Source organism: Mycobacterium sp. NGS41 (assembly GCF_059812725.1).
In genome coordinates, this window is sequence record NZ_JCALDF010000031.1 from 29,053 (window position 1) to 55,893 (window position 26,841).

The window sequence follows — 26,841 nt, forward strand, 5'->3', positions numbered from 1 at the left end:
CACCACATTCGGCAGTGATGTGCACCCCCTGGTGTGCACATCAGCGGCCGGCGGACCGCGTCCCGAAATTGGTGCAGACACCACCGTGCGCACACCACAGCGATCGTGGTGTCGGCAGGCTGGCCTGGACCTCGGCGCGCGCCGACGATCGTTGTGCAGCTACCGCAGCCACAAAACCGAGTGCTAGATCGCGAGGACGACCTGCAATGCACACTTTCCGCGACCTGATGGTGAGGGTGTCGCCGGTGGCGATACGACCATCGCGCAGAAGAGAAACGATCGTTAAATCCACCATGGTGCTGAGAACCGACCCATCGGGTCGCAGGCGGTGGGTAGATATCGGCTGGCAGGCCTGCGACGAGCGATTGGTCACCGTCGCCGAGGCCAATGCCCTCCGAATCGGCTGGCGTCACCGCCCAGTTGGTCGACTGGCGGTGGGCCGGAGGAAATGTTGATAATTTCAAAGGTCAACCCTGACGGCTTCGCAGCAAATCGTGAGTGAATGATCATGAGCGACAGGGAGAAGGACAGCAGCAAAAGTGAGTGGTCCAATTTCGGTCCTCATTGCCGAGGATTCACTGTTGGTACGGGACAGCGTTTCCCGGGCGTTGTCGACCGACCCCGATGTGACCGTCGTTGGCGTTGCCGAGGATTACGACTCCACGGTCGAACTGATCGAAAAGCATCACCCGACGATGCTGGTCACCGACGTGCGGATGCCACCGACGTCGACCGATGAGGGCATTCGACTGGCGCGGTGGATGCGGACGGCGCATCCAGACACCGGGGTGATCGTGTTATCGCAATACGCGGATCCAAGCTACGCAGCGGGGCTGCTGGACGGCGGTACGGCGGCCCGCGGGTATCTGTTGAAGGAACGCATTTCACATTTCGACCAGCTCAGCGAGGCGTTGCACCAAGTCGCGGCCGGTGGCACGGTGCTCGATCCGCTGGTGGTGGAGGCACTGCTGGCCCAGCCGCGCTCCGCGGCGACCCTCAGCCGATTAACCCCCAGGGAACGCGAAGTGCTCGCCGAATTGGCAACCGGACTCAGCAATCGCACGGTGGCGCAACGGCTGGTGTTGTCTCAGCGTGCGGTGGAAAAGCACATCAATTCCATCTTTGCCAAGCTGGGCCTGACCGTCGACGACTCGGTTGATCGGCGGGTCAAGGCTGTCCTGATGTTCCTCGACGACGTCTCGACGTAGCACGATGGTCGTCGACTGCGTCACGAAGTGTGGTGTGTACACCATGGTCTGGGCCGAACACGCTTCGCATAATGCGCTGGTGGGGGACGAGCGGGTGCCAGTCTGGGTCGTCGATGACCAGGCCAGTTTCCGGCTCGCCACTGCCGCCGCCGTGGCTGCCACCGACGATTTCGTCATGGCCGGGGAATGCGAGACCGGTGAATCCGCGATCGAACTGCTTCGGGACCGCGATGCTGGAATCGTGTTGATGGATATTCACATGCCGGGAATGGGTGGCATCGAAGCCGCGCGCCGCATCCGCGCCGCACACCCGGAGTTGATGGTTTTGCTGATGTCGACCTACGACCTCGAAGACCTTCCCCCCGGCGCCACCGACTGTGGCGCGACGGCCTACCTGCACAAAGAACACCTGAGTCCCGATCTGCTGACCCGGCTATGGCAAGCACCCCACTGAGGCCCACGGTCCCGGCTACCCCGGCCGCGTCGGTGCCCTATTGGCAGGTGCCGAAGGTTCTCTTGCTGGCCGCGATCCGGTCTTCGTCGTCGTTGTTGGGCCACGACCTCATACATCGCTTCATGGCGGAACGCTTTCAGCTGTTCCTCGGTGGTTATCTGGCCATGTACTTCGGTGCGGGCGTGTTACTGCCGCTGTGGGAGTACCAGTACGTGCGGCGATTCCCCTGGCTGCTGGCGCTCGTGGCGATCTGCACAACGCAGTCGGTCGTGCTGGGGGTCGCGCTACACCTGGCGCGACGCGGCAAACACCAGCAATCGATCACGCTGGCGTGCATCGGTAACTGGGCGGCCGTGTTGTTCATTACCTTCGTCTCGCCGGCCCTATTGCCGGTGATGGTGCTCGCGGCTCTGGTGCCCGTCATTTTCGCGGAGCCCTACATCCAATTGCGGCGAGGGCTGGTTTTCGGCCTGATCACCGCCGGCTGTGTCCTGGCGCTGGGTACGGCAGCACGCTTTCAGAATGTTTCCCACGCCTCCGAGCTGGCGCCGCACTGGATCGAGACTGCATTCGTCGTCGCAGCACTACCGGTCAATGCCTTTCACATCCTGGTGATCGTGTGGAACAACGCGGCGGCGCTACGGGTCTCGGAGAACTTGCTCGCCGAGCGCGCCGCCCAACTCGAGGCCTCCCGCGGCCGGCTGATCACCGCCGCCGACGAAGAACGACGCCGGCTGGAACGAGACTTGCACGACGGCGCCCAACAACACCTCGTTGCCCTGGCGGTGCTGATCCAACTCGCCCGCACGGCCAGACCCGACAAATATCAACCGATGCTCACCGAGGCGTCCGGAATGGTTGAGACAGCGATCGCCGAGATCCGCCGACTCGCCCACGGGATTTATCCCCCGCTACTGGTCAGCGGCGGTCTGGCCGCGGCCTTGCCGGCGGTCGCGGCCCATGCCCCGATCCCGGTGGAACTGAATCTGCAGGGCATCGGACGCTATGACGCTTCGACCGAGGCCGCCCTCTATTTCTGCTGCAGCGAAGCACTGCAGAATGCCACCAAACACGGCGGCGCCGACACCGCGGTCACGATCACGGCCCACGCCGACGACCGCACACTGACCCTCGCGATCAGCGACACCGGGCAAGGGTTCGACCCCGCTACCATCGGCGCCGGGCTGACAAATATGACCGACCGCGTGTCCGCCATCGGCGGAGAGCTCACTATCGACACCGCGCCCGGAAGGGGCACCCGCATCACGGCCGTCATACCCACCACTGCGCAATCCGGCGACTCGGAAGCGGCGGACCTCGCCCTAACCTGACCCGGCCTAGTGCGGTCCCGGCGCGGAGGTCAACAGCGCTACGCATTCCACGTGATGCGTCAGCGGGAACGCGTCGAACACCTTCAGCTTCTCGACGACGTAGCCGTGACCGCGATACAGGCCGATATCGCGCGCGAAAGACGCCGCCTCACAGCCGATGTGCACCACCCGCGGCACCCCGGCCGAGGCCAGCAGGTCGACGACCTCGCGCCCCGCGCCAGATCGCGGCGGATCCAGCACCGCCACGTCAGCGCTCGCCGGTTGGCCTGCCAGGGCACGGCGCACCGAACCGGTGACGACCTGCACCTGCGGCAGGTCAGCCAGTGCGGCGCGGGCGGCCCGCGTCGCCGCGCGTGAGGTGTCCACGCTCAGCACCCGCCCCGACTCCCCCACCGCTTCGCCCAGCGCCGCGGCGAAAACACCCGCGCCGCCGTAGAGGTCCCACGCGGTCATGCCGGCGGCGGGCTGCGCCCAGTCGACGATGAGCCCGCTATAGACGTCCGCGGCGGCCCGATGCGCCTGCCAGAAGGCTGTCACCGGCACCTGCCAGCTGCGCCGACCCACCCGCTGCGCGGCCTCATAGCCGCCTTCGATCACCTTGGTAGCGGTCTTCTTGCCGTTGCGCAGGGTGCGCACCACGTGGCGCTCACCGTCGTCGTCGAGGGCCACGTGCAACTGGGCGCCGGGCGGCCAGTCGGGCACGTCCAGCCCGTCGAGCATTCCGTCCGGTAACTGGGCGCAGCGTAGGTCGGTCACCAATTCGTCGCTGTGGTAGCGGTGAAAGCCGGGGCGACCGTCCGGCCCCACATCGAGCCTGACCCGGGTTCGCCAGCCGGTCGGGCCGAAATCAGACAGCGGTTGGGCCCCCGCATCGAGACCATGCCATTCGAATCCGCCCAGCCGTTGCAACTGATTGGCCACCACTTGCGCCTTGAGCTGCCGCACCGCAGCCGGGCTCGCGAATGCCAGGTCGCAACAGCCGGCGCCGTCGACTCCGGCGATCGGGCACAGCGACTCCGTCCGGTCGGCCGACGGATCGATCACCTCGATAACCTCTGCGTGCCAATACGATCCGCGGTCCGAAGTGACCCGTACCCGCACCCGTTCGCCGGGCAGCGCATAGCGGACGAACACGACCCGGCCTTCGTGGTGCGCCACACAGCTGCCGCCGTTGGCCGGTGCGCCTACGACCAAAGTCAGTTCTCCGCAAGCGGATTCGGGGTCGATGGCGCCGCTCCTCCTCATCGCTTCGCTCTGCATCGTCGCCGGCGCAGGTCAATCGAAAATTCCCCGGCGGGCGTCTCCCGGAGCAACGTGCGGCTGCAAGGTTTTGATCCGCTCCGACGACGTCAACTGCCACGGCACCGAAGTCACCATCACCCCGGGCATGAACAGCAGGCGGCCTTTGAGCCGCAACGCACTTTGGTTGTGCAGCAGCTGTTCCCACCAGCGGCCCACCACGTACTCCGGGATGAACACCGTCACCACCGTGCGCGGTGACTCCTTGCTGACGCGTTTGACGTAATCGAGTATCGGACGGGTGATTTCGCGATAGGGCGAGGCGATGACCTTGAGCGGCACGCTGATATCGCTGTCCTGCCATTTGTGTACCAGCTCACGGGTTTCCGCGTCGTCGACGCTGACGGTGACCGCCTCCAGCACATCGGGACGGGTCGCTCGCGCGTAGGCCAGGGCACGCAGGGTGGGCAGATGCAGCTTCGACACCAGCACCAGGGCGTGATTGCGGCTGGGCAGCACGACCTCGTCGTCGTGTCCGTCGGCTTGCTGCTCCAGTTCCCGGCTGACGCCGTCGTAGTGCCGGCGGATCATCTTCATCATCAGGAAGAGCAAACTCATCGCGACGATGGCGATCCACGCGCCCTTCTCGAACTTGGTGGCCAGCACGACCAACAGAACCGTGCCGGTGGACACCAGACCAATGGTGTTGACCACCCGGGAGCGCATCATCTTGCGCCGCGCCGCCGGTTCGGTCTCGGTGCGCAGCAACCGGGTCCAGTGCCGGACCATGCCGATCTGGCTCAGCGTGAACGAGATGAAGACGCCGACGATGTACAGCTGGATCAGCGCGCTGAGCTCCGCCCGGAACGCGACGATCGCCAACAGGGCCGCCCCGGACAGGAACACGATCCCGTTGGAGAAGGCCAATCGGTCGCCGCGGGTGTGCAGTTGGCGGGGCAGGTAGCTGTGCTGCGCCAGCACCGAGCCCAGTACCGGAAAGCCGTTGAAAGCCGTGTTGGCCGCCAGCACCAAGATGAGCGCGGTCACCGCGGCGATCAGCAGGAACCCAATGTGAAAGCTGCCGAAAACCGTCTCCGCGAGCTGGGTGACCAGGGTCTTCTGGTAGTAGTTCGGCGGAGTGCCGGAGAGCTGGGTCGCGGGGTCGTCGACGAGCTGAACCCCGATCTTCTTGGCCAACACGATGATGCCCATCAGCAGGCTCACCGCGATCGCGCCCAGCATCAGCAATGTCGTCGCGGCGTTGCGTGACTTGGGCTTCTCAAACGCCGGCACCCCGTTGCTGATCGCCTCGACACCGGTCAGCGCCGCACAGCCCGACGAGAACGCCCGGGCCATCAGGAAAGCCAGCGCGAAACCCATGAGCTTTCCGTGCTCGGAATGCATCTGGAAGCCGGCGGATTCGGCCCGCAACGGATTTCCCAACACGAAGATGCGGATCAAGCCCCAGCCGATCATGCCGGCTACGCCGACGATGAAGGCGTAGGTCGGGATGGCGAACGCCACCCCGGACTCGCGCACCCCGCGCAGGTTCATCGCGGTCACCAGCAGGATCGCCGTCACGCAGAACCACACCTTGTTCTGCGCCACGACCGGCACCGCGGAGCCGATGTTCGACATGGCCGAAGCCGTCGAAACAGCAACGGTGAGAACGTAATCCACCATCAAGGCGCTGGCCACGACGAGGCCCGCGGTATCGCCGAGGTTGGTGGTGACCACCTCGTAGTCGCCGCCGCCGGACGGGTAGGCATGCACGTTCTGCCGGTAGCTGGCCACCACGACCAGCATGACCGCGGCCACCGCCAGGCCGATCCAGGGCGACAGCGAGTAGGCCGCCAATCCGCCCACCGAGAGCATCAGGAAGACCTCTTCGGGTGCGTATGCCACCGACGACAGCGCGTCCGAGGCGAAGACCGGCAAGGCGATCCGCTTGGGCAGCAGCGTGTGACTCAGCCGGTCGCTGCGAAACGGCCGGCCGATCAGCAGCCGGCGCGCGGCGGTGGAAAGTTTGGACACGAGAGCCAAGGGTAAGCCCACCCGGGTTTGGCGGTAGCGTTCCCTAGGCGAGAATCGTCCCTACCGAAATCGGCTGGCCAACGTGGCGTACCGATTGGACGAGGACGTGCAGGACTCAGCCGGGAGGGCCGCAAGGTGCGGGTGATTGTGATGGGGTGCGGCCGGGTGGGGTCTTCGGTCGCCGACGGGCTGTCCCGAATCGGTCACGATGTCGCCGTGATCGACCGCGACAGCGCATCTTTCAACCGGCTCAGCCCGGAGTTCGCCGGCGAGCGGGTGCTGGGCCAGGGGTTCGACCGGGATGTACTGATCAGGGCGGGCATCGAGGAAACCGACGCCTTCGCCGCGGTCTCGTCCGGCGACAACTCCAACATCATCTCGGCACGGCTGGCCCGGGAGACCTTCGGTGTGCAGCGCGTCGTCGCGCGGATCTACGACGCCAAGCGCGCCGAGGTCTACGAGCGTCTGGGCATCCCCACCATCGCCACGGTGCCCTGGACCACCGATCGGCTGCTCAACGCGCTGACCCGGGAGACCGAGACCGCCAAGTGGCGCGATCCGACCGGGACCGTCACCGTCACCGAGGTCGTCTTGCACGAGGACTGGGTGGGACACCGCGCCACCGAGCTGGAACAGGCCACCGGCGCGCGGGTGGCGTTTATGATTCGGTTCGGAACCGGTATCTTGCCGGAGCCGAAGACGGTCCTCCAAGCCGGCGATCAGGTCTATGTCGCCGCGATCTCCGGCCGCGCCGCCGAGGCGGTGGCCATCGCGGCCTTGCCGCCGAGCGAAGACCTGGACTCGGGGCCGGGCCGATGACGCGCACGACTGAGGAGCGCCGCAAATGAAGGTAGCTGTCGCGGGTGCGGGTGCGGTCGGCCGCTCGGTCACCCGCGAACTCGTGGAGAACGGCCACGACATCACCCTGATCGAGCGCAATCCCGACCACGTCGACGTCGACGCCATCCCGGCCGCGCACTGGCGACTGGGCGACGCCTGCGAGCTGAGCCTGCTGGAGTCGGTGCACCTCGAGGAGTTCGACGTGGTGGTAGCCGCCACCGGCGACGACAAGGTCAATGTGGTGCTCAGCCTGCTGGCCAAGACCGAATTCGCGGTACCTCGGGTGGTGGCCCGGGTCAACGACCCCCGCAACGAATGGCTGTTCACCGACGCGTGGGGGGTGGACGTGGCGGTGTCGACCCCGCGGATGCTGGCGTCGTTGATCGAGGAGGCCGTCGCCGTCGGCGACCTGGTGCGGCTGATCGAGTTCCGCAAGGGCCAGGCCAACCTGGTCGAGATCACCCTGCCCGACGACACCCCCTGGGGCGGCAAGCCGGTGCGCAAACTGCAGCTGCCGCGAGACGCTGCGCTGGTGACGATCCTGCGCGGCCCGCGGGTCATCGTGCCGGAGGCTGACGAGCCGCTGGAAGGCGGGGACGAGTTGATCTTCGTCGCGGTCACCGAGGTCGAAGAGGAGCTGGGCAAGCTGTTCCTGCCGGCCGCCCCGCCGCCCGTCGAATAATCATCTGGTCGGCCGGTCTGGCCGATCCGCCGACCTGCCAACCACTTTGCGACCTTCGGGAGGGATGACCGTCGACTCTTCGCTGGCCTGGTTGCTCGAGCCCCTAACGGTGGAGACCTTTCTCGCCGAAATATGGGGGAAGACTCACTACCACGTGAAGCGGTGCCGTGCGGGCTACTTCGACCGCCTCCTGCCCGGGCCGTCGCCGGTTGATGAACTCCTGCAACATGTTCGGCCGGAGCCATCGGGGGTGCGATTGGTGAAGGACGGCGAGAGCATGGCGGCGGACACCTACCGGCTTGCCGATGGAAGTTTGGACCTTGCCGTCGTCCGCAACGCCCTGTCCGACGGCTATACGATCGTCCTGAACGGGCTCGAGAGCTACGTGCGCACGCTTGCCACGCTGTCCCACTCCATCGAGGTCGAGCTGAACTTTCCGACCCGGGTCAACGGCTACATCACCCCGCCCGAATCAACCGGCTTCATCCCCCACTACGACCCGCACGACGTGTTGGTTCTGCAGGTCCAGGGATCCAAGATCTGGCATTTGTCCGACGCCACCCCGGTAGCGCCGCACGAGATTCAACGCAATGAGGGAGGCGTCGCCGAGGGCTTCCCATTGTCGATCGACCTGAGCCTGGAAGCCGGCGATGTGTTGTACCTTCCGCGCGGCCATGTTCATGCGGCCGAAACATGCTCGGAGCCGTCCATCCACCTGACCGTCGGACTTCACGCACCCACCGTGCTCACGCTGATGATGCATGCGCTGCATTCGTTGAGCTTGCGGGACGACCGCGTCCACGCCCGCCTGCCACCGCGACATCTGGACGACGCCGGTGTACGCGCGAGCCTGGGTGATCTGGTGCGTGACGTCATGGCGGACGCGAGCCTGATTGACGGCGGCCTCGGCGGCATGGAAGAAGTTCTGGCCGGGCGCGGCCGCTGCCCACCAGTCGGACAAATTTCGAACGCCGTCGGAATCGACGGGTATACCCGAGTGGTGAGGTACCAACCGCTCTATTCGCGGGTGTCGGCGGTTGCTGACGGTGTTGCCCTGCAATTCGCGCAATTGTTGCTGCGCTTCGGCCCGGACCACGAAGCGGCGATGCGGTTCGTCTCGAAAAGCGCTGAGCCATTTCAGGTTAGCGATCTACCCGGGCTAACCGCCGCCCAGCAGACGGAGCTAGCCAGGACGTTGATCGTGACGGGCTTTCTGGTCCGTCTCTGATTCGTCGCGGTACTTTTCGCTATTTGGCGCCTGTTCCGCATATGCGGATTCCCAGGCAGCTTTACGTTGACATTGCGGAAACTTTCAGCCAGAAATTGCTGCAAAGGAGAATGCTAACAATGTGGCCCTCAGGGTGCATCTTATGGTGGGCGGCCGATAATGACGGCGCCGATCTGGATGGCTGCACCGCCAGAGGTACATTCGGCCGCGCTCTCCAGCGGACCGGGGCCAGGACCACTGCTCGCGGCGGCCGGGCTGTGGAACTCGTTGAGCACCGAATACGCTTCGGCGGCTGCGGAACTCAGCTCGATACTGGCCTCGGTACAGGCCGGCGCGTGGCAAGGTCCCAGCGCGGAGTCTTACGTGGCCGCACACGTGCCGTACCTGGCGTGGCTGATGCAGAGCAGCGCCGACAGCACCGCGATGGCCACCCTGCTTGAAACCGCGACTACCGCCTACACCGTCGCGCTGGCGACCATGCCGACCCTGGCCGAGTTGGCCGCCAATCATGCCACCCACGCGGTGTTGGTGGCGACGAATTTCTTTGGCATCAACACGATTCCGATCGCGCTCAACGAGGCCGACTACATGCGGATGTGGGTACAGGCGGCCGGCACGATGACGACCTATCAAGCGGTGTCCACCACTGCGGTGGCGGCAGCACCGCCCACCACCCCCGCGCCGCAAATCCAGAAATCCGAAAACACCAACTCTGGAAACCAAGACTCGGGTCCAGGCCCCAAACAGCCGATTTGGTGGAAACAACGAATGGACTGGATTGACCAGGCGGTCAAGCAGGATTTGGCCTCACCAGATCCGATGCAAGCCCTGGCGACCGATCCGGTGCTCACCACCGAACTTCCGCACTGGATGGGTGAGGTGTACCTCACCTTCGCGCCGCAAATCCCGCAGTTGACCGGGATCTCACACGGCCTGCTCGCACCCGCGTGGCCGATCGCGGGCTTCGCTGGAGTGGGCGGGCTGGCTGTCCTGTCTCAATCCGCGCCCATGTCGGCGCCGGAGCTTCCCCAGCCGGTTCCCGCGCCGGCCCCCGCCAACATCGGCCCGGTCGTCGGGGTAGCCCCCTCGATGACAGCACCCACCACCGCCGCCACGGTTCCAGCACCCACGCCGACCCCCAGTGCGGCCCCGGCAGCCAGCGCGGCAACGCCGTCGGTGCCGCCGCCCAGCGGCGGGGAGGGCTTTGGCTACCCCTACGTGGTCGGTCCTCCCGGCATCGGGGCCGGGTCGGCGATGGCGATCGGCGCCGGCGCCACGAACAAGGCGCCGCAGCCCGATATTGCCGTGGCGCCGGCGGCGCAAGCCGCGCGGGAACCGACGCGCTGGGACCGGCGCCGAGGATCCGGGCTGATCGACCTCGGACGCCGCTACGAGTACTTGGAGCTGGAGCCGGACGCAGACGCTTCAGCGGGCGGCGACACACCCGCCGCGGTCGCGGCCTCGGATCAGGGCGCGGGAACCCAGGGATTCGCCGGAACCGGTCACCGGGCAGTACAAGCGGCGGGGCTTACCACGCTGGGCGCTGAGTCGTCGGATGGACCGACGGTGCCGATGCTCCCCAGTAGCTGGGAACTGCGCCCCGACGGAGTCGACACCGAACCCGACCGATGAGGACCCGGTCCGCCCCCTAGTCGCGGTTGGCGTCGCTGTCGACGTGCGCGCTGCCGGCGGTGGCAGGAGCGTGCTCAGCCGCCTCCTCAGTAGTGGCCATGGCACGACGAGCGGCCTTGAGCGCCACGTAGGTGCCCAGCGCGGCCACCGCGGTCAGCGGCCAGCCCATCGCGATCCGCGCAACGCCGAGCCAGCCGGTCTTGTCGGCGTGGTACAGCAGTCCCTGCACGACGAATCGGGCGGCGAAGACCAGAGTCCAGCACAGGGTGGCGACGTCGAACGCATATACCGCCCGGGACACGTCGCGCCAACTGCGGTCACGCCCGGTGGCCCAGCTCCACAGGTAGCCGACCACCGGCTTGCGGATCGCGATCGACACCGCGAAAAGCACCGCCCAGAACAATGCCATCCAGATGCCCAGCAGGAAGTAGCCTTTCGACTCCCCCATGACGTAGGCGATCAGCGCGCAGATGGCGACCCCGAAGAACCCGGAAAGCGCCGGTTGCGTGGATTCCCGCCGAATCAGCCGCCACACCAAGATCAGGGCGGCCGTGCCAAGTGCGAACCCGATCGCGGGCAGCAGGCCGGCGACGCTGGAAGCCGCCACGAAGGTCACCACCGGCACGGTCGAGTAGATCAGGCCGGTCACCCCGCCCAGCTGCGCGAGCAGGCGATCGGGATGGGCGGGCTTTTCCGTCCCGGAAGACCCCGGTGAATCTCCCGAATCACTCGGGACGGTCACCGCTGAATCTCGTAATGCGGGTTGTAGATGGCCTTCGACCCGTTCTCCAGCTTGCCCAGCCGGCCGCGCACTCGCAGCGTGCGGCCCGAGTCGATGCCGGGGATCCGGCGCTGACCCAACCAGACGAGCGTGACGGTGTCGCTACCGTCGAACAATTCCGCGCGCACCCCGCCGGAGCCGCCCTTGCCGGTGGTTTCCACACTGCGCAAGGTGCCCACCATCGTCACTTCCTGGCCGCGATGGCAATCGATCACGCGCTGCGCGCCGGTGTTGATCACCTCGTCGGACAACTCCTCGCAGTCACGTTCCTCCGGGTCTTCCGTCAACCGACGGGAGAGCCGGCGCAGAAAACCTTGGGCCCCCATGACCACTCCTGACAGCGCTCAGCTATGGCGCAACATACCGCAATATATCTATGCCAACGGCAACCGTAGACCTGTTGGTTCCCCAACGCCACTTGCCTAAACCGGCCAGCTTGGAGCACCCGCCGACGCCCGGGCACTATCAAGGGGTGGCTGTCGATTTGCGGGGTGTAACGACCGTGTTGTTGCCCGGAACCGGGTCCGACGACGACTACATCGATCGGGCGTTTTCCGGCCCGCTGCAAGGCATCGGCGCGGTGGTTGTGACCCCGCCGCCACAGCCGGGCGGTTTGATCGACGGCTACCTGTCCGCCTTGGACGACGCCGCCCGCTCGGGGCCGATCGGCGTCGGGGGCGTCTCGATCGGTGCCGCGGTCGCCGCCGCCTGGGCGCTGTCCCATCCCGGGCACGCGGTGGCCGTACTGGCCGCACTGCCGGCCTGGAGCGGGGAACCGGGATCGGCGCCGGCCGCTTTGGCGGCGCGCCATTCGGCGTCCCAGCTGCGTCGCGACGGCCTGGAAGCGACCACCACGCAGATGCGGGCATCAAGCCCGCGCTGGCTGGCCGACGAGCTGGCCCGGTCGTGGCGGAATCAGTGGCCGCAACTGCCCGACGCCATGGAGGAAGCGGCGGCCTACATCGCCCCCAGCCGCACCGACCTACAGCGGCTGACCGCGCCACTGGGGGTGGCCGCCGCGGTGGACGATCCCATCCACCCGCTGCAGGTCGGTGTGGACTGGGTGAGCGCTGCGCCGCGTGCGGCGCTGCGCACGGTGACGCTGGACCAGATCGGTTCGGACAGCGCCGCGCTGGGCGCCGCCTGCCTGGCCGCCCTCGCCGACGCTTGACAGCGTTCGAGCACGGGCTCGAGCAGACGCAGAATCGCACGAAACAGCACGCTGTGATGCGATTCTGCGTCTGCTCGCAGGCTCAAACCCACGCGGCGTCAGCCGCCGGTGGTGGTGCGCAACTGCTGCATGGCCGATCCCTCGGCACTGCGGCGTGCGGTGGGCTGGCTGGACGGCTGTTGCGCATCGGCTTGTTGGGAGGCCGCCTGCGCGGCCTGCTGTGCGGCCGCCTCCCGCAACTGCTCGACCATCGGCTCGGGCAGCTGCACGGGCAACGGTGTTCGCACCGGCAGCGGGGTGTCGCCACGACGGACGACGGTGTCGGCGAGCGCCGCACGGGCTTCCCCGACCAGCTCGTCGATGGTCTCGTGCGGGCCGTTGACGACGCAGCGGATCATCCAGCGGTAGCCGTCTACCCCGATGAAACGCACGACGCCCGAGGCGGTCCCGACCACTTCTCGACCCCATGGGCCGTCTTTGATGCTGACCTGTGCCGAGTCGTTGCGCAGCGAGTCGGCGAGTTCGCCGGCCACCTCACGCCAGAGGCTGCCGGTCTTGGGTGCCGCGTAGGCGGCGATAGTGAAACGACCGTTGGCGGTGACGACCCACACCGCGCTGGGCACCCCGCCCTCGGTCAGCTCGACCTGCAGCTGGCCGTCCGACGGCATGGGGATCAGCACCGAGCCGAGATCGAGCCGGGCCAGCTCCGCGTCCGCCGGGTCGTCGAAGTCGTCGATGTCGAATGGGCCCTCCAGCTCCTCGTCGGCTTCGCCTGAAGCTTCGGAGGCCTCGGCCTTCGGGGGGTCTTGCGTCTCGTCCGTTGACTCGACGGGAGCCGTCGCGCTGTCGTCTTTGCCTGAGCGTTTACCGAATGCCATCACAAACTCGCATGTCCGCCGGAGGAACCGTGACCGCCGTCGCCACGGGAGGTTTCAGCCAGCCCGGCTTCGTCGAAGGACGAGACCTCAACCAGCTCGAGCAGCTCGACCCGTTGCACCAGCAGCTGGGCAATCCGGTCCCCACGGTGCACGTCGATCGCCGTGTCCGGGTCGAGGTTGATCAGCGAAACCTTGATCTCACCACGGTAGCCCGCGTCGATGGTGCCCGGACTGTTGACGATCGAAAGTCCCAGTCGGGAAGCCAATCCCGAGCGAGGGTGAACCAAGCCCACCATCCCGTACGGGATCGCGACCGCGACGCCGGTGCGCACCAGCGCGCGATGCCCCGGTGCCAGCCGGACATCTTCGGCGCTGTACAGGTCCACCCCGGCGTCGCCGTCGTGCGGGCGGTTGGGCAGGGGCAGATCCGGGTCGAGGCGGACTACGGCCAGACTGGTCGACACGGGGCCACAGACTACCCTTGACCGCGTGTCCGGTACGCGTATAGCGCCGCACAGCGTGCGATATCGCGAACGACTGTGGGTGCCCTGGGGGTGGTGGCCGCTGGGCTTCGGATTAGCTGCGCTCATCGCTTTCGAAGTCAACCTCGGTGTCGCGGCGCTACCCGACTGGCTGCCGTACGCAGTACTCTTCACTGTCGCGGCCGGGGCACTGCTGTGGCTGGGCAGGATCGAGATCCGGGTCACCGGCGATTCACAACTCGGCGAAGTCGAGCTGTGGGCCGGCGAAGCGCATCTGCCCGTCACCGCGATCGCCCGATCCGCCGAAATCGTTCCGTCCGCAAAGTCCGCGGCCCTGGGCCGTCAGCTCGACCCGGCGGCGTTTGTGCTGCACCGGGCATGGGTGGGCCCGATGATTCTGGTCGTCCTCGACGACCCGGATGACCCCACGCCGTATTGGCTGGTGAGCTGCCGTCACCCCGAGCGGGTGCTGTCGGCCCTGAGAAGCTAAAGTTCCAGCAATCAGGCAGCGCAGTCCGTGCAGATCATGACGCCGTTCTTCTCGCTGGCCAGTCGGCTGCGGTGTTGCACCAGGAAGCAACTCGAGCAGGTGAACTCGTCAGCCTGCTTCGGAATGACGCGGACAGACAGCTCTTCGCCAGACAGGTCGGCGCCGGGCAGCTCGAAATTCTCGGCGGTTTCGGATTCGTCCACGTCGACCACGGCCGACGCCGCTTCGTTCCGTCGCGCTTTGAGCTCCTCCAGCGAGTCCTCAGAGACGTCGTCAGTCTCGGTGCGCCGTGGAGCGTCGTAGTCGGTAGGCATCGTCCTATCCCCGTCCTATCCCCTCTGCCCTAAACGTCAAAGCCCGCAATATCCCAAGCAACGCTTTGTACCAGCGTCGAACGCATCCACCAAATGATTCGTGCCCAGATCGCCGCCCATTAGAGTGTGATTTACGTCACATCACCGGATCGACCCTTGAGTTCGCCCTTGAACAGTGCGTTTAGAGTGCACGTGTGGTCGCACAAATCACCGAAGGTACCGCTTTCGACAAGCACGGTCGGCCCTTTCGGCGACGCAACTCCCGGCCCGCGATCATCGTGGTCATCCTCCTGACGATCCTGACCGGCGTCATATGGACCATTGCGCTAACGCGGCCGGCGAAGGTCCGCGAGGCCGAGGCATGCAACCCGCCTCCGCAGACGGCCGAGTCGACGCCGGTCAAGGTCGGTGAGCCGGTGTCGCGGTCGGACATGACGGATGTCGCGCCCGCCAAACTCAGCGACACCAAGGTCCATGTCCTCAATGCCAGCGGCCGCGGCGGTCAAGCCGCCGATGTCGCAGGCGCGCTGCGGGATCTGGGCTTTACCCAGCCGACCGCCGCCAACGACCCGCTTTACGCCGGCACCCGACTGAATTGCCAGGGCCAGATCCGCTTCGGGACGGCCGGGCAGGCGACGGCGGCCGCGGTGTGGCTGGTGGCGCCGTGCACCGAACTGTTCCACGACAGCCGCGCCGACGACTCGGTCGATCTGGCCCTGGGCACCGACTTCACCTCGCTGGCGCACAACGACAACATCGACGCCGTCCTGGCCAGCCTGCGGCCGGGCGCCACCGAGCCGGCAGATCCGGCCCTGTTGTCGAAGATCCACGCCAGCAGCTGCTGAGCGGTCAATCCGGAATCGGCTCCAGGCCGTTGCAGCGCTTGAGGGCCGCCAACAGCTCGTCGGCGATTCCGGGCGCAGCCGCCACCGCCAATCCCGCGTTGCCATCCGGCGCGTTGTAGTCGGGCAGCACCACGCGTGCGCCCGCCTCGGTAGCGATCAGGGCGCCCGCCGCGCAATCCCAACGCTGCAGCCCGTGCTCGTAGTAGGCATCCAGCCGACCCTCTGCGACCATGCACAGGTCCAGCGCCGCCGAACCCATCCGTCGCACGTCGCGAACCATCGGCAGCATCCGCGCCACCAGCGCCGCCTGGGCGGTGCGCCGCCGCAGCGAGTACGCGAAACCGGTGCCCACCAACGCCATCGACAAATCCTCGACGGCGGTGCACCTCAGCCGGTGCGTCCCGTGCTCGTCGGCGACATTGGCGCCCAAGCCGCTCGCCGCCGAGTACACGCGACCGGCGACGACGTCGGCGACCGCGCCGGCCACCGACACGCCATTGATCTGCGCCGCGACCGACACCGCGTACACCGGGATGCCGTAAACGAAGTTGACCGTGCCGTCGATGGGGTCCACCACCCAAGTGACGGTGTCGGCGGTCCGGCCGGCCGGCCCGCCGCCTTCCTCCCCCACAATCGGGTCGCCGGGCCGTAGTTTCGCCAGCCGATCGCGCAACAGGCGTTCCGTCTCGGTGTCGACCACGGTGACCGGATCGGTCGGGGTGCTCTTCGCCCTCACCACATGACTGTCAGCGGGGAAATCGGCGCCGAACACCTGGGCGCGCCGATTGCGCACGAACGCAGCGGCTTCGGCGGCCAGCGTTTGGGCCGCTGAGCGGAGCACTGCCGGGTCGTTGTCAGCTGGTGTCACTCGTCTATCGCATCACAGTTGCCAGCCCCGACGCTCGCCGTCGCCGGGCTTGATCTGATCGCCCGACTCCTTACTCGCGCCGCCTCGGCGCTCGCCGTCGTCGGGCTAAGGTGGGCGGACGACTAAACGTCTCGCATGTCTCGCCGAGGAGATTCGATGACCAGCACCGACCCTGCGTCCGAAACGGCCGGCGACACGCCGCAACGTCGTGGCTTCGGCATCGACGTCGGCGGCAGCGGCATCAAAGGCGCAATCGTCGACCTGGACACGGGACAGCTGATCGGCGACCGCATCAAACTGCTGACTCCGCAACCGGCCACGCCGTCGGCCGTCGCCAAGACCATCGCCGAGGTCGTCAACGGGTTCGGGTGGACCGGTCCCCTGGGCGTGACCTACCCCGGCGTCGTCACCCACGGCATCGTCCAAACCGCCGCCAACGTGCACAAGTCGTGGATCGGAACCAGCGCGCGCGACATCATCAGCGCCGAATTGGACGGCCAGGACGTCACGGTCCTCAACGATGCGGACGCGGCCGGGCTTGCCGAGGAACGCTACGGGGCGGGAAAAGGCCACGCCGGACTGGTTGTGCTGCTCACCTTCGGCACCGGAATCGGTTCCGCGGTCATTCACAACGGGACGTTGATACCGAACACCGAATTCGGGCATCTCGAGGTCGGCGGAAAGGAGGCCGAGCACCGGGCGGCGTCGTCGGTCAAGGAGAACCACGACTGGAGCTTCAAAAAGTGGGCCAAAGAGGTGACCACGGTGCTGATCGCCATCGAGAACGCGCTGTGGCCGGACCTGTTCATCGCCGGCGGCGGCATCAGCCGCAAAGCCGAAAAATGGGTGCATTTGCTGGAAAATCGCACACCCGTGGTGCCCGCAGCCCTGCTGAACACCGCCGGGATTGTCGGTGCGGCGATGGCCTCGACCAGGGACGTGACGCATTGAAAAGGCGCTGAAACCCGTTGAACTTTGCCCGCTCGGGCCGGTTTGGGCGTGGACTGTCGTTACAATGGTCAACGGCGGCCGCCCGACCGATAAAGCGCGAGTACTCACGCTGGTATCAACGCCGACATTCGACATAGCAGACACTTTCGGTTAAGCATGCCCAGATCCACCGGAAGTGAGTCCGACCGAAGGGGTCTTTGTGGCAGCGACCAAGACGAGCCCAGCAACTGACGATGCGGTGAAGCGCACCGCAAAGTCGTCCGGGTCTTCGGGCTCCCACGGGTCTCCGGCCAAGACGGTCACGAAGCGATCGGCAGCCAAGGCCAACGGCACCGCCGCCCCCGCAAAACGGGCCACCAAGACCGCATCCAAGCCCGCCAAGGCGGCCTCGACGTCGGCTCCCCAAGCAAGCTCCCAAACAGGAGAAGCGCCGAAGAAAACCCGTGCTTCGGCAAAAGGCGCCGACGCGAAGGCGACATCCGCCGGTAAGGCAAAAGCAGGATCCAAGGCGGCCGGGGATGCCGCGGCGCAGGATCCCGACGCCACCCTGGTCGCCGTCGACGACGCTGATGTAACCGAGGACCTCGACGACGCCGACCTCGACGTCGAGCCGGGCGAGGACCTCGAGATCGACGCCGCCGACCTCAACCTCGAAGACCTGGAGGAAGTCGCCGCCGAGGCTGACGGCGATCTCGAAGGCGAGGCTGACGAAACCGAGGATGCCCAGCCCGTCGTGGCCGCCGCGCCCGCCGAGCCCGTCGCCGATGAGGACGAAGGGATCGCTGAACCCAGCGAAAAGGACAAGGCCTCCGGTGATTTCGTCTGGGATGAGGACGAATCCGAGGCGTTGCGACAGGCCCGCAAGGACGCCGAACTCACCGCATCAGCGGACTCGGTGCGCGCTTACCTCAAGCAGATCGGCAAGGTGGCGCTGCTTAACGCGGAGGAAGAGGTCGAGCTGGCCAAGCGGATCGAGGCCGGTCTGTACGCCACGCAGCTGATGGCCGAGATGGTTGAGCGCGGCGACAAGCTGCCCGCCGCTCAGCGCCGCGACATGATGTGGATCTGTCGCGACGGCGACCGTGCGAAAAACCATCTGCTGGAAGCCAACCTGCGGCTGGTGGTTTCGCTGGCCAAGCGCTACACGGGCCGCGGTATGGCGTTCCTCGACCTGATCCAGGAAGGTAACCTGGGTTTGATCCGCGCGGTCGAAAAGTTCGACTACACAAAGGGATACAAGTTCTCGACCTATGCGACGTGGTGGATCCGCCAGGCAATCACGCGCGCCATGGCCGACCAGGCGCGCACCATCCGCATCCCCGTGCACATGGTCGAGGTGATCAACAAGCTGGGCCGCATCCAGCGCGAGCTGCTGCAGGATCTGGGCCGCGAGCCCACTCCTGAGGAGCTGGCCAAGGAGATGGACATCACGCCCGAGAAGGTGCTTGAGATCCAGCAGTACGCCCGCGAGCCGATCTCGCTGGACCAGACCATCGGCGACGAGGGCGACAGCCAGCTCGGTGACTTCATCGAGGACAGTGAAGCGGTCGTGGCCGTCGACGCGGTGTCGTTTACATTGCTGCAGGATCAGCTGCAGTCGGTGCTCGAGACGCTGTCTGAGCGCGAGGCCGGCGTAGTACGGCTGCGGTTCGGGCTCACCGACGGCCAGCCGCGCACGCTCGACGAGATCGGTCAGGTCTACGGCGTGACCCGCGAGCGCATCCGTCAGATCGAGTCGAAGACGATGTCAAAGTTGCGCCACCCCAGTCGTTCTCAGGTGTTGCGCGACTACCTGGACTGAGCGAGGACGGCTCGTCGCGGCCATCCCGCCGCGGCGGACGATAAGCAAGAATGGCGGAGCCTGATTGCCGGGCTTCATGTTAGCGACTGCTCGGCCCCATTCGGCGCCCGTCAACTCACTGATGCAGGAGGCGGCGCAGGAGGGCTTTCCTCGCGAGCGGCCGCCGCAAAGTCGAAACCGCACCCAGGACAGACCAAAAGTTCGTTCTTCACATTTCGTCCGCAGGCAGTGCATGTCCGTTCGCTCGTGTTCGTCACCACCCATAGGACGCCGAGAAGGACGTCGACACAGATAAGGACGAAGATTCCCATACCGATTCCCGTGCCAATTGTTTCGCCAGCTCTGCAGGCATCGGCGTGGTCGTTCGAACAGGCATTGAATCCTGAGATGACATTCGCGATCAGCCATATAAGAAACACAGCCTGCACCGCGACGATGAACCAGGTGATCGGGCGCCATGACGACACGGGTGCATCATCCATTATTCCTGGGCTATTGGCCAGGTACCGCTGATGACGTCCCTGGCTATTCGGTGCTGTCGGCATACCTGCCGCACTGGCCGTCGCTCGCGAGCAGCAGAATGTTGCTGGCACTTTATCAAGCCTTTTTCGACGTGTGAATTACCAAGCAACACAAAGGTTTTGAACGACTACTGCCGCACCACACGGAACGCGACGGACGGTTTGAGGTTGTGAGATTGCAAGGCCGCGCAGCGTCTCTGAGCAAAGCGAACGCAGGCGTAAAACCGCGGGTAATGCATCGCCCAAGTCAACGGTCTCGATGTCAACGCGTGCGCTCTTGATCGGCTAAGCGAATCGACCGTGCGGGTCGGTGTGAATCACTAACATCCTGACCATGGCAGGGCAAGACGCCCGTGGATGAGCTTGCGTTCGGCCGCGACCGACCAACTTGATCCGTGACGGGGCTATCCCAGACCCCGGAGACGTTCGTCGGGAAGGACACCGACATGACCGACCAGCCGCCCACAAAGCCCCGACGCGTCCCTCGGCGGGCGGTCGTCAACGCCCTCCTGATCGCCTCGGCGGCCGCGCTAGTGACGTGTTCGCCCAAAAACGCGCCCGTGGCTCTGCCGACGTTGGGCCAGGAAGTGCCGGCCAGCCAGATTCCCTGGAAACAGGTCGGTCCGGGATGGATCCTGGCCACCCGCAGCGCCCCGAGTCCCGGGCCGACCACTCCCGACGCCAAACCCCCTTCGGCACCGGTGACGCTGTACCTGCTCGACCCCGCGGGCGGGCGCTACCCGATCACCACCCTTCCGCTCTCACCGCCGCAGGGGTCTGATGATCCCGGACATCCACCCACGCTGGTCAACTGGTCGGGCGACGGCAGACGCGCCCTGTTCGAGGATATGTTCGCCGCCGGGGGGCACACCGCGGTCACGGAGGTCGACCTGGCGACCGGCGCCAAGCGCACCTTCACAGTGGGCTCCCAGAGCAGCAGCGTCGCCTACAGCCGGCCGACCGGTCAGGCCCTCCTCCTGTTGGACACGAACTCAGACGGCAACTACACATCCAAATTGGAACGGCTCGATCTGAGCGGTACCGAGCAATTTACCTTTCCCACCGATCAACTTGGGGCAGCGGGCAAGTTCAACAACGCCTACCTGCAGACACCCGACGGCAGCCAACTGATCCTGGGCGCCGAGCGGGGCATGGTGGTGATGGGCAAAGACGGAGCGGTCGTTCGACAGCTGCCGATGCCTGCCCCGCGCAGCTACTGCAAACCCGTCCGGTGGTGGACCTCAACGGTCGTCCTCGCCGCCTGCGACAACCCGCCGTCGCCGCCAGGAACGCCGATCTCCGCCAACGAAACCCAGCTCTGGCAAGTACCCCTGGCCGGCGGGACCCCAACAGCGCTCACACCGGTCGACGGGCAGAGCCTGGGCTACATGGATGCCTGGCAGCTGCCCAGCGGCACGTTTCTGCGGAACGTGCCAGGCTGCGGCGGCGACGGATTACTGTTTCGGTTGACGACGGACATGCAGCCCCAGAAGGTGACGGTTCCCGGCGTGGATAGCGAAAACCCCGTAATTCCCATCGGCGAGACCGCAAACAAATTGCTGCTCGAAGCCAGCAAGGGCTGCGGCTCGCGCACCCGGTCGCTAATGATCTACGACCCGGCGGCCAACACCTCCACCGTGCTACTTGCCGACGTGAAGCGCGCCATCCTGTACCCCGCCGGGTAACTGCTGCAGGAAGTGCCGCGATGGGTGCGGGCTATCCGACGAAAGAGGGTTCATCCGGCGTGGCGGACATTGAGCGGAAATGACACCGTATTGCCGCCGGCAGCCACCTCGAATACCCAGCGGCCCTCGAAACGCCCGAAAATGTCGGTCTGGAACACGAAAAAGGCAAACCCCAGTTCGCCGCGGGCTGCCCCGTCCGGTATCGGACCCGTGTAAACCACCGGGTCGGCGCCGTCCTGTGGCGGCCGTATCTTGATCTCGATTTCCCGCTTGGTCTCGCCCCGCTGAATCTGCGTCAGAGCCACCACTGTCAGTCGGGTATCTGGCCGCGAGCGATCGACGGTCCAGTGCTCGATTACGCCGCCTGTCACGTCCAGCTTGTGATCGACGGCTGACGCCGACTCGGCCAAGAACGCGCCCGTGACCATCACTCCTCAGACGCTACTCGGGGATCTCGGGTCGCGAGCATTATCGAGAAGTAAACGGCCCTTTCCTGCGCCGGCTGCGCGTCGCCAGTGCATTGGTCGACTGAATACCGTTGTGCCACAGCTGAACACACATTGCTACAGATATTCGGATGCGCTTACCGCCCCGCTGCCCTACCGTGACCGCATGCCACCCAGTCGCCACAACGTCTCGTCCGGATCCGACTTCGAAGCGGCCGTGGGTTATTCGCGTGCGGTGCGCATCGGTCCGCACGTGGTCGTCGCCGGAACGACCGGCAGCGGCGACGATATCGCAGCGCAGACCCGAGATGCATTGCGCCGCATCGAGATTGCCTTGCAGCAGGCGGGTACGTCACTTGCCGACGTGGTCCGTACCCGCATGTACGTAACCGACATTTCGCTATGGCGCGAGGTCGGAGAAGTACACGCGCAAGTATTCGGTGAGATACGCCCGGTGGCCACCATGGTCGAAGTTTCGGCGCTGATCGCACCCGACCTGCTGGTGGAAATCGAAGCCGACGCCTACGTGGAGTCGCCGGAAACCAGCTGAGGAAAGCTGCCGTCGGGCGCCGGCGGGTAGGCGGTGACGTTGATCACAGCGCGAGCCGGCAGCGGACCATACAAATGCGGGAACAGCATGGACTCCGGGTCCGTCGCCACTCCCGGCTCCCAACGCACCGGCGAGTCGAGTGCCGCCGGGTCGATGTAGAGCAACAGCAGATCGGTGCGGCCGTGGTAGATCCGGTTGGCCGGCAGATGCACCTGCTCAGGCGTCGAGAGGTGAACAAACGGCGTGCCACCGGCCGAATCGGGGCGAATCTTGCCGTCGTTCTGGGCGCGCGTCCACTCCTCGATCGCGCACAGATGCACCAGTACGGCGGGCGCGGCGGGCATGGTCGCCAGCTTGCCCGATTGGGCGCGTTTAAATCCGTGAGAAACGACACACCTCATACCGGCCGGGGAACAAGGCGAAAAGCCCGAACGTCTGACACAGTTGAAGACACGTCCAGAAACGGAGACGCCATGAACGCAACTCTGACCAGTCCCGAACTGACTAGAGCCGACCGCTGCGACCGCTGCGGCGCAGCCGCCCGCGTCCGTGCGAAGCTCGCTTCTGGATCCGAGTTGCTCTTCTGCATGCATCACGCGAACCAGCACCAAACCAAGCTCGCCGAGCAAGCCGCCGTGCTCGAGGTCAGCGGAAGCTAAGTTCATCCGACTCACCTTCCACGAATGATGGCTGCGTCAGCAGTCATCGGGTAATGCTGGATTGGTATGAGTGACCAAGTCGCCAAGCCGTCCCGCCACCATGTGTGGCGAATAGGCATCAGGACGCTATCCAAAAGTTGGGATGACTCGATCTTCTCGGAGTCGGCGCAGGCCGGCTTTTGGTCCTGCTTGTCGCTGCCGCCGCTGTTGTTGGGACTGCTTGGCACGCTGGCCTACGTAGCGCCACTGTTCGGCCCGGACACGTTACCCACCATTCAGCGGCGTCTGGTCACCACGTCCCACAGCTTCTTCTCCCCCAGCGTGGTCAACGAGATCATCGAGCCCACCATCCGCGACGTCGCTTTCAACGCCCGCGGCGACGTGGTCTCGCTGGGCTTTGTGATCTCGCTGTGGGCGGGATCGTCGGCGATGTCGTCGTTCGTCGACTCGGTGGTCGAGGCGCATGACCAGACTCCGCTGCGCCATCCGGTGCGGCAGCGATTCTTCGCGCTGTTCCTTTACGTGGTGGGGCTGGTGTTCGTGGTGGCGGTCGCGCCGTTGGCCGTTGTCGGTCCGCGCAAGCTCGGCGAGCACATTCCACCGACCTGGGCCAATTTGCTGCACTACGGCTACTACCCGGCGCTGGTTCTGGGCCTCATGCTCGGGGTGATGGCCCTGTACCGCGTTTCGCTGCCGGTACCCCTGCCGTCGCATCGGCTGATCCTCGGGGCGATGCTGGCGACGGCGGTGTTCGTGGTCACGACGCTGGGTCTGCGCTTCTATCTGAGGTGGATCACCGGCACCGGGTACACCTACGGCGCGCTGTCGACGCCGATCGCGTTCCTGTTGTTCACGTTCTTCGGCGGTTTCGCGATCATGATCGGCGCCGAACTCAACGCCGCGGTCCAAGAGGAGTTTCCCGCCCAGGCCACCCACACCCACCGGCTGCGCACCTGGCTGATGGAGCGGCTGCGACGCGGCACGGATTACGAGCCGCCGCCGTCGCAGGACAACGTCGTCGCTGCCGATACCGCTGACCGGCCCGGCTGATCAGCCCTTCTTGAGCTGCTCGTAGATCTGCTTGCAGTCCGGGCAAACCGGTGAGCCCGGTTTGGCCGCGCGGGTGACGGGAAATACCTCACCGCACAACGCGACAACATGGCTGCCCATGACGGCGCTCTCAGCGATCTTGTCCTTGCGGACGTAGTGGAAGTACTTAGGCGTGTCGCTGCCGGTCCCGTCGTCGACGCGTTCGTCGGTCTCGGTGCGTTCGATCGTCTGGGTCTGCATACCTGACATTGTGCCTTGCAACCGGCCCTGAAACCGAATAAGCCCGAATCGATCTGGTGTGGGAGAGTAGAGAGATGAAGCGCGGCTCCGACCAGGGGTTCGACGACGACGGCAGGCCAGTGCTCATCACCGCCGCCGCGCCCTCGTACGAAGAAGAGCATCGCGCGCGGGTGCGTAAGTACCTGACCCTCATGGCGTTCCGCATTCCCGCCCTCATCCTGGCCGCCGTCGCATACGGTGCCTGGCACAACGGACTGATCTCGCTGGCGATCGTGGCGGTGTCGGTACCGTTGCCGTGGATGGCCGTGCTGATCGCCAACGACCGTCCTCCCCGCCGCGCCGACGAGCCTCGGCGGTTCGAGCCGGCCCACCGACGTACCCCGCTGTTCCCGACGGCCGAGCGGCCGGCGCTCGAGGCCCGGCCGCAGCCGCAACGCGATCCGCTGGACCCGGACGGCCTGGGTTAGTCATTCGGTCAGAGTTCCGAATAGCGTCCGCTCGTCACACTTCTCAGGACATTCTCAGGTCGACGGCACATTTCTGCACGTCAAGGCGTGTGAGATGACAACGGGCTGGGAACTCTGAGTACAGGTTTGTCGTTAGACCACATGACACCTCAAGCCAATCGGGAGGGCTCACATGGCCAATGCAGCCACAACATCCCCAAGGGGGGCCGAACCCACCAGAAGGGCTACCGCAGGCCGGATCGACGGCGATCTGGATGCGCAAAGCCCCGCAGCAGACTTGGTACGCGTGTACCTGAACGGCATCGGCAAGACGGCGTTGCTCAACGCCGCCGACGAAGTCGAACTGGCCAAGCGCATCGAGGCCGGCCTGTACGCCGAACACCTGCTCGAGACCCGGAAGCGCCTCGGCGAGAACCGCAAACGCGAACTGGCCGCCGTGGTGCGCGACGGGGAGGCGGCGCGCCGCCACCTGCTGGAAGCGAACCTGCGCCTGGTCGTGTCGCTGGCCAAGCGCTACACGGGTCGGGGCATGCCGTTGCTGGACCTCATCCAGGAGGGCAATCTGGGCCTCATCCGCGCGATGGAAAAGTTCGACTACTCAAAGGGATTCAAGTTCTCGACGTACGCCACGTGGTGGATCCGTCAGGCGATCACCCGCGGTATGGCCGACCAGAGCCGCACCATCCGGCTGCCGGTCCACCTGGTCGAGCAGGTCAACAAGCTGGCGCGAATCAAGCGCGAGATGCACCAGAACCTGGGACGCGAAGCCAGCGACGAGGAACTCGCGGCCGAATCTGGCATTCCGATCGAAAAGATCAACGACTTGCTGGAACACAGCCGTGACCCGGTGAGCCTGGATATGCCGGTCGGTTCCGAGGAAGAAGCCCCGCTCGGCGATTTCATCGAGGACGCCGAAGCGATGTCCGCAGAGAACGCGGTGATCGCCGAGTTGCTACACGTCGACATCCGCAGCGTGCTGTCCACGCTCGACGAGCGTGAGCACCAGGTGATCCGGTTGCGCTTCGGCTTGGACGACGGGCAACCGCGCACCCTGGATCAGATCGGCAAGCTGTTCGGCTTGTCCCGCGAGCGGGTTCGTCAGATCGAGCGCGATGTGATGTGCAAGCTGCGCCACGGCGAACGCGCCGACCGGCTGCGCTCGTATGCCAGTTGACGCCACCGACTAAGTAGCAGACAGTATGCCCGTCGCGCCGCGGCGGGCATACTGCTTGCCTAGAACGTGGGAAGCCGCGTTGGACCCATTCACGCAGCTGGCCAAGTAGACTCAGCGTCAATGGAGGGTGCTGAATGAACGAGCTGGTCGATACCACCGAGATGTACCTGCGGACCATCTACGACCTCGAGGAAGAGGGCGTTACTCCGCTGCGTGCCCGGATCGCTGAACGGCTCGACCAAAGCGGCCCGACCGTCAGCCAGACGGTATCCCGGATGGAGCGGGACGGATTGCTCCACGTGGCCGGCGACCGCCACCTGGAGCTCACCGACAAGGGCCGCACGCTGGCCATCGCCGTGATGCGTAAGCATCGACTCGCCGAACGCCTGCTCGTCGATGTCATCGGACTGCCGTGGGAAGAGGTGCACGCCGAGGCATGCCGGTGGGAGCACGTGATGAGCGAGGACGTCGAGCGCCGGCTGGTGAAGGTACTCAACCATCCGACCACCTCCCCCTTCGGCAACCCGATTCCGGGGCTGCTGGACCTCGGAGTCGGACTGGAATTCGGTGCCGAGGACGCCAACCTGGTGCGGTTGACGGAGTTGCCCGCCGGATCGCCGGTGGCCGTGGTCGTCCGCCAGCTCACCGAGCACGTTCAGGGCGACATCGATCTGATCAGCCGGCTCAAAGACGCCGGCGTGGTACCCAATGCGCGAGTGACCGTCGAGACCGGCCCGGCTGGCGTCACCATCCTCATACCCGGGCACGAGAACGTCACCCTGCCACACGAGATGGCGCACGCCGTCAAGGTCGAGAAGGT

The 26,841-nt window shown here is 65.8% G+C and carries 31 protein-coding genes; 19 read left to right on the plus strand and 12 right to left on the minus strand.

What is annotated here, in order from left to right:
- Window positions 1-539 precede the first annotated feature (539 nt).
- The 3 genes from AC5Y21_RS21675 to AC5Y21_RS21685 are packed head-to-tail and all read left to right on the plus strand — an operon-like array spanning window position 540 to window position 2,993.
- On the plus strand, window positions 540-1,208 hold the full coding sequence (locus AC5Y21_RS21675; RefSeq protein ID WP_499915306.1) for a response regulator: 669 nt from the start codon (window positions 540-542) through the stop codon (window positions 1,206-1,208).
- 43 nt (window positions 1,209-1,251) lie between these two features.
- Window positions 1,252-1,662: a response regulator gene (locus tag AC5Y21_RS21680; RefSeq protein ID WP_499915363.1), complete on the plus strand. Its 411-nt coding sequence runs from the start codon at window positions 1,252-1,254 to the stop codon at window positions 1,660-1,662.
- Window positions 1,644-2,993 (plus strand): sensor histidine kinase, encoded by a 1,350-nt coding sequence (locus tag AC5Y21_RS21685; protein WP_499915308.1) that lies wholly within the window; start codon window positions 1,644-1,646, stop codon window positions 2,991-2,993. Before AC5Y21_RS21680 ends, AC5Y21_RS21685 begins: the two co-directional genes overlap by 19 nt.
- Window positions 2,994-2,999: 6 nt before the next feature.
- Here AC5Y21_RS21685 and AC5Y21_RS21690 read toward each other — a convergent pair whose 3' ends face one another.
- Window positions 3,000-4,238 (minus strand): class I SAM-dependent RNA methyltransferase, encoded by a 1,239-nt coding sequence (locus AC5Y21_RS21690; protein WP_499915310.1) that lies wholly within the window; start codon window positions 4,236-4,238, stop codon window positions 3,000-3,002.
- Window positions 4,239-4,268: 30 nt separating this feature from the next.
- Window positions 4,269-6,266, minus strand: a complete 1,998-nt coding sequence (locus AC5Y21_RS21695; RefSeq protein ID WP_499915312.1) for an APC family permease — start codon at window positions 6,264-6,266, stop codon at window positions 4,269-4,271.
- 135 nt (window positions 6,267-6,401) lie between these two features.
- Between AC5Y21_RS21695 and AC5Y21_RS21700 the strand changes: the two genes are divergently transcribed.
- The 4 genes from AC5Y21_RS21700 to AC5Y21_RS21715 all read left to right on the plus strand — a co-directional run bounded on the left by AC5Y21_RS21700 (window position 6,402) and on the right by AC5Y21_RS21715 (window position 10,648).
- On the plus strand, window positions 6,402-7,085 hold the full coding sequence (locus AC5Y21_RS21700) for a potassium channel family protein (protein WP_499915314.1): 684 nt from the start codon (window positions 6,402-6,404) through the stop codon (window positions 7,083-7,085).
- A 25-nt stretch (window positions 7,086-7,110) separates the two neighbouring features.
- A complete protein-coding gene (locus AC5Y21_RS21705; RefSeq protein ID WP_499915316.1) occupies window positions 7,111-7,788 on the plus strand; it encodes a potassium channel family protein in 678 nt (225 codons plus the stop codon).
- A gap of 64 nt (window positions 7,789-7,852) precedes the next feature.
- On the plus strand, window positions 7,853-9,016 hold the full coding sequence (locus AC5Y21_RS21710) for a cupin domain-containing protein (RefSeq protein WP_499915318.1): 1,164 nt from the start codon (window positions 7,853-7,855) through the stop codon (window positions 9,014-9,016).
- A 159-nt stretch (window positions 9,017-9,175) separates the two neighbouring features.
- Window positions 9,176-10,648, plus strand: coding sequence for a PPE family protein (locus tag AC5Y21_RS21715; protein WP_499915320.1), 1,473 nt, complete (start codon window positions 9,176-9,178; stop codon window positions 10,646-10,648).
- Window positions 10,649-10,664: 16 nt separating this feature from the next.
- Here the strand turns inward: AC5Y21_RS21715 and AC5Y21_RS21720 are convergent, their stop codons facing one another.
- Both AC5Y21_RS21720 and AC5Y21_RS21725 read right to left on the minus strand, forming a co-directional pair.
- Complete coding sequence (locus AC5Y21_RS21720; protein WP_499915365.1) at window positions 10,665-11,318, minus strand: DUF3159 domain-containing protein; 654 nt, start codon at window positions 11,316-11,318, stop codon at window positions 10,665-10,667.
- A gap of 68 nt (window positions 11,319-11,386) precedes the next feature.
- Window positions 11,387-11,755: an OB-fold nucleic acid binding domain-containing protein gene (locus AC5Y21_RS21725; protein WP_499915322.1), complete on the minus strand. Its 369-nt coding sequence runs from the start codon at window positions 11,753-11,755 to the stop codon at window positions 11,387-11,389.
- A gap of 146 nt (window positions 11,756-11,901) precedes the next feature.
- Between AC5Y21_RS21725 and AC5Y21_RS21730 the strand changes: the two genes are divergently transcribed.
- Entirely contained in the window at window positions 11,902-12,600 is a 699-nt protein-coding gene (locus AC5Y21_RS21730) for an alpha/beta hydrolase (RefSeq protein ID WP_499915325.1), read from the plus strand.
- Between the two features lie 98 nt (window positions 12,601-12,698).
- On the opposite strand, the gene AC5Y21_RS21735 is transcribed toward AC5Y21_RS21730, so the two are convergent.
- Both AC5Y21_RS21735 and dut read right to left on the minus strand, forming a co-directional pair.
- A complete protein-coding gene (locus AC5Y21_RS21735; protein WP_499915327.1) occupies window positions 12,699-13,478 on the minus strand; it encodes a DUF3710 domain-containing protein in 780 nt (259 codons plus the stop codon).
- Window positions 13,478-13,942 carry a dUTP diphosphatase gene (gene dut / locus AC5Y21_RS21740; protein WP_499915329.1) on the minus strand — a complete coding sequence of 155 codons (465 nt, stop codon included), beginning with the start codon at window positions 13,940-13,942 and terminating at the stop codon, window positions 13,478-13,480. The genes AC5Y21_RS21735 and dut overlap by 1 nt, the downstream gene beginning before the upstream one ends.
- Window positions 13,943-13,967: 25 nt before the next feature.
- Between dut and AC5Y21_RS21745 the strand changes: the two genes are divergently transcribed.
- Complete coding sequence (locus AC5Y21_RS21745) at window positions 13,968-14,450, plus strand: DUF3093 domain-containing protein (RefSeq protein ID WP_499915331.1); 483 nt, start codon at window positions 13,968-13,970, stop codon at window positions 14,448-14,450.
- An 11-nt stretch (window positions 14,451-14,461) separates the two neighbouring features.
- On the opposite strand, the gene AC5Y21_RS21750 is transcribed toward AC5Y21_RS21745, so the two are convergent.
- Complete coding sequence (locus AC5Y21_RS21750; RefSeq protein ID WP_007774871.1) at window positions 14,462-14,764, minus strand: DUF4193 domain-containing protein; 303 nt, start codon at window positions 14,762-14,764, stop codon at window positions 14,462-14,464.
- Between the two features lie 194 nt (window positions 14,765-14,958).
- Here AC5Y21_RS21750 and cei point away from each other — a divergent pair, with 194 nt between their 5' ends.
- Window positions 14,959-15,609: an envelope integrity protein Cei gene (cei, locus tag AC5Y21_RS21755; protein ID WP_499915333.1), complete on the plus strand. Its 651-nt coding sequence runs from the start codon at window positions 14,959-14,961 to the stop codon at window positions 15,607-15,609.
- A gap of 4 nt (window positions 15,610-15,613) precedes the next feature.
- Here cei and AC5Y21_RS21760 read toward each other — a convergent pair whose 3' ends face one another.
- Window positions 15,614-16,477 (minus strand): inositol monophosphatase family protein, encoded by an 864-nt coding sequence (locus AC5Y21_RS21760; protein ID WP_499915335.1) that lies wholly within the window; start codon window positions 16,475-16,477, stop codon window positions 15,614-15,616.
- A 156-nt stretch (window positions 16,478-16,633) separates the two neighbouring features.
- On the opposite strand from AC5Y21_RS21760, the gene ppgK reads away from it, so the two are divergent.
- Both ppgK and AC5Y21_RS21770 read left to right on the plus strand, forming a co-directional pair.
- Window positions 16,634-17,428 (plus strand): polyphosphate--glucose phosphotransferase, encoded by a 795-nt coding sequence (ppgK, locus tag AC5Y21_RS21765; RefSeq protein WP_499915337.1) that lies wholly within the window; start codon window positions 16,634-16,636, stop codon window positions 17,426-17,428.
- A 199-nt stretch (window positions 17,429-17,627) separates the two neighbouring features.
- On the plus strand, window positions 17,628-19,229 hold the full coding sequence (locus tag AC5Y21_RS21770) for an RNA polymerase sigma factor (RefSeq protein ID WP_499915367.1): 1,602 nt from the start codon (window positions 17,628-17,630) through the stop codon (window positions 19,227-19,229).
- A 110-nt stretch (window positions 19,230-19,339) separates the two neighbouring features.
- On the opposite strand, the gene AC5Y21_RS21775 is transcribed toward AC5Y21_RS21770, so the two are convergent.
- Window positions 19,340-19,711 carry a hypothetical protein gene (locus AC5Y21_RS21775; protein ID WP_499915339.1) on the minus strand — a complete coding sequence of 124 codons (372 nt, stop codon included), beginning with the start codon at window positions 19,709-19,711 and terminating at the stop codon, window positions 19,340-19,342.
- Window positions 19,712-20,145: 434 nt separating this feature from the next.
- Here AC5Y21_RS21775 and AC5Y21_RS21780 point away from each other — a divergent pair, with 434 nt between their 5' ends.
- Window positions 20,146-21,435 (plus strand): hypothetical protein, encoded by a 1,290-nt coding sequence (locus tag AC5Y21_RS21780; protein WP_499915341.1) that lies wholly within the window; start codon window positions 20,146-20,148, stop codon window positions 21,433-21,435.
- 50 nt (window positions 21,436-21,485) lie between these two features.
- On the opposite strand, the gene AC5Y21_RS21785 is transcribed toward AC5Y21_RS21780, so the two are convergent.
- Window positions 21,486-21,866, minus strand: a complete 381-nt coding sequence (locus AC5Y21_RS21785) for a hypothetical protein (protein ID WP_499915343.1) — start codon at window positions 21,864-21,866, stop codon at window positions 21,486-21,488.
- A 181-nt stretch (window positions 21,867-22,047) separates the two neighbouring features.
- Between AC5Y21_RS21785 and AC5Y21_RS21790 the strand changes: the two genes are divergently transcribed.
- Window positions 22,048-22,431 (plus strand): RidA family protein, encoded by a 384-nt coding sequence (locus tag AC5Y21_RS21790; RefSeq protein ID WP_499915345.1) that lies wholly within the window; start codon window positions 22,048-22,050, stop codon window positions 22,429-22,431.
- On the opposite strand, the gene AC5Y21_RS21795 is transcribed toward AC5Y21_RS21790, so the two are convergent.
- A complete protein-coding gene (locus AC5Y21_RS21795; protein ID WP_499915347.1) occupies window positions 22,404-22,775 on the minus strand; it encodes a DUF952 domain-containing protein in 372 nt (123 codons plus the stop codon). The genes AC5Y21_RS21790 and AC5Y21_RS21795 overlap by 28 nt on opposite strands.
- 129 nt (window positions 22,776-22,904) lie before the next feature.
- Between AC5Y21_RS21795 and AC5Y21_RS21800 the strand changes: the two genes are divergently transcribed.
- Window positions 22,905-23,090 carry a DUF7455 domain-containing protein gene (locus AC5Y21_RS21800; protein ID WP_499915349.1) on the plus strand — a complete coding sequence of 62 codons (186 nt, stop codon included), beginning with the start codon at window positions 22,905-22,907 and terminating at the stop codon, window positions 23,088-23,090.
- Window positions 23,091-23,156: 66 nt separating this feature from the next.
- Complete coding sequence (locus AC5Y21_RS21805; RefSeq protein ID WP_499915352.1) at window positions 23,157-24,140, plus strand: YihY/virulence factor BrkB family protein; 984 nt, start codon at window positions 23,157-23,159, stop codon at window positions 24,138-24,140.
- Here the strand turns inward: AC5Y21_RS21805 and AC5Y21_RS21810 are convergent, their stop codons facing one another.
- Complete coding sequence (locus AC5Y21_RS21810) at window positions 24,141-24,380, minus strand: DUF3039 domain-containing protein (protein WP_499915354.1); 240 nt, start codon at window positions 24,378-24,380, stop codon at window positions 24,141-24,143.
- 56 nt (window positions 24,381-24,436) lie between these two features.
- Between AC5Y21_RS21810 and AC5Y21_RS21815 the strand changes: the two genes are divergently transcribed.
- The 3 genes from AC5Y21_RS21815 to AC5Y21_RS21825 form a co-directional block, all read left to right on the plus strand.
- Window positions 24,437-24,847, plus strand: a complete 411-nt coding sequence (locus AC5Y21_RS21815) for a DUF3099 domain-containing protein (protein WP_499915356.1) — start codon at window positions 24,437-24,439, stop codon at window positions 24,845-24,847.
- Between the two features lie 172 nt (window positions 24,848-25,019).
- The gene (sigB, locus tag AC5Y21_RS21820) at window positions 25,020-26,021 is read left to right on the plus strand and encodes a sigma-70 family RNA polymerase sigma factor SigB (protein WP_499915357.1); all 1,002 of its coding nucleotides are present in this window, start codon (window positions 25,020-25,022) and stop codon (window positions 26,019-26,021) included.
- A 134-nt stretch (window positions 26,022-26,155) separates the two neighbouring features.
- Window positions 26,156-26,841, plus strand: a 686-nt coding sequence (locus AC5Y21_RS21825) for an iron-dependent transcriptional repressor DtxR (protein ID WP_499915359.1), incomplete at its 3' end; no start/stop codon positions are given.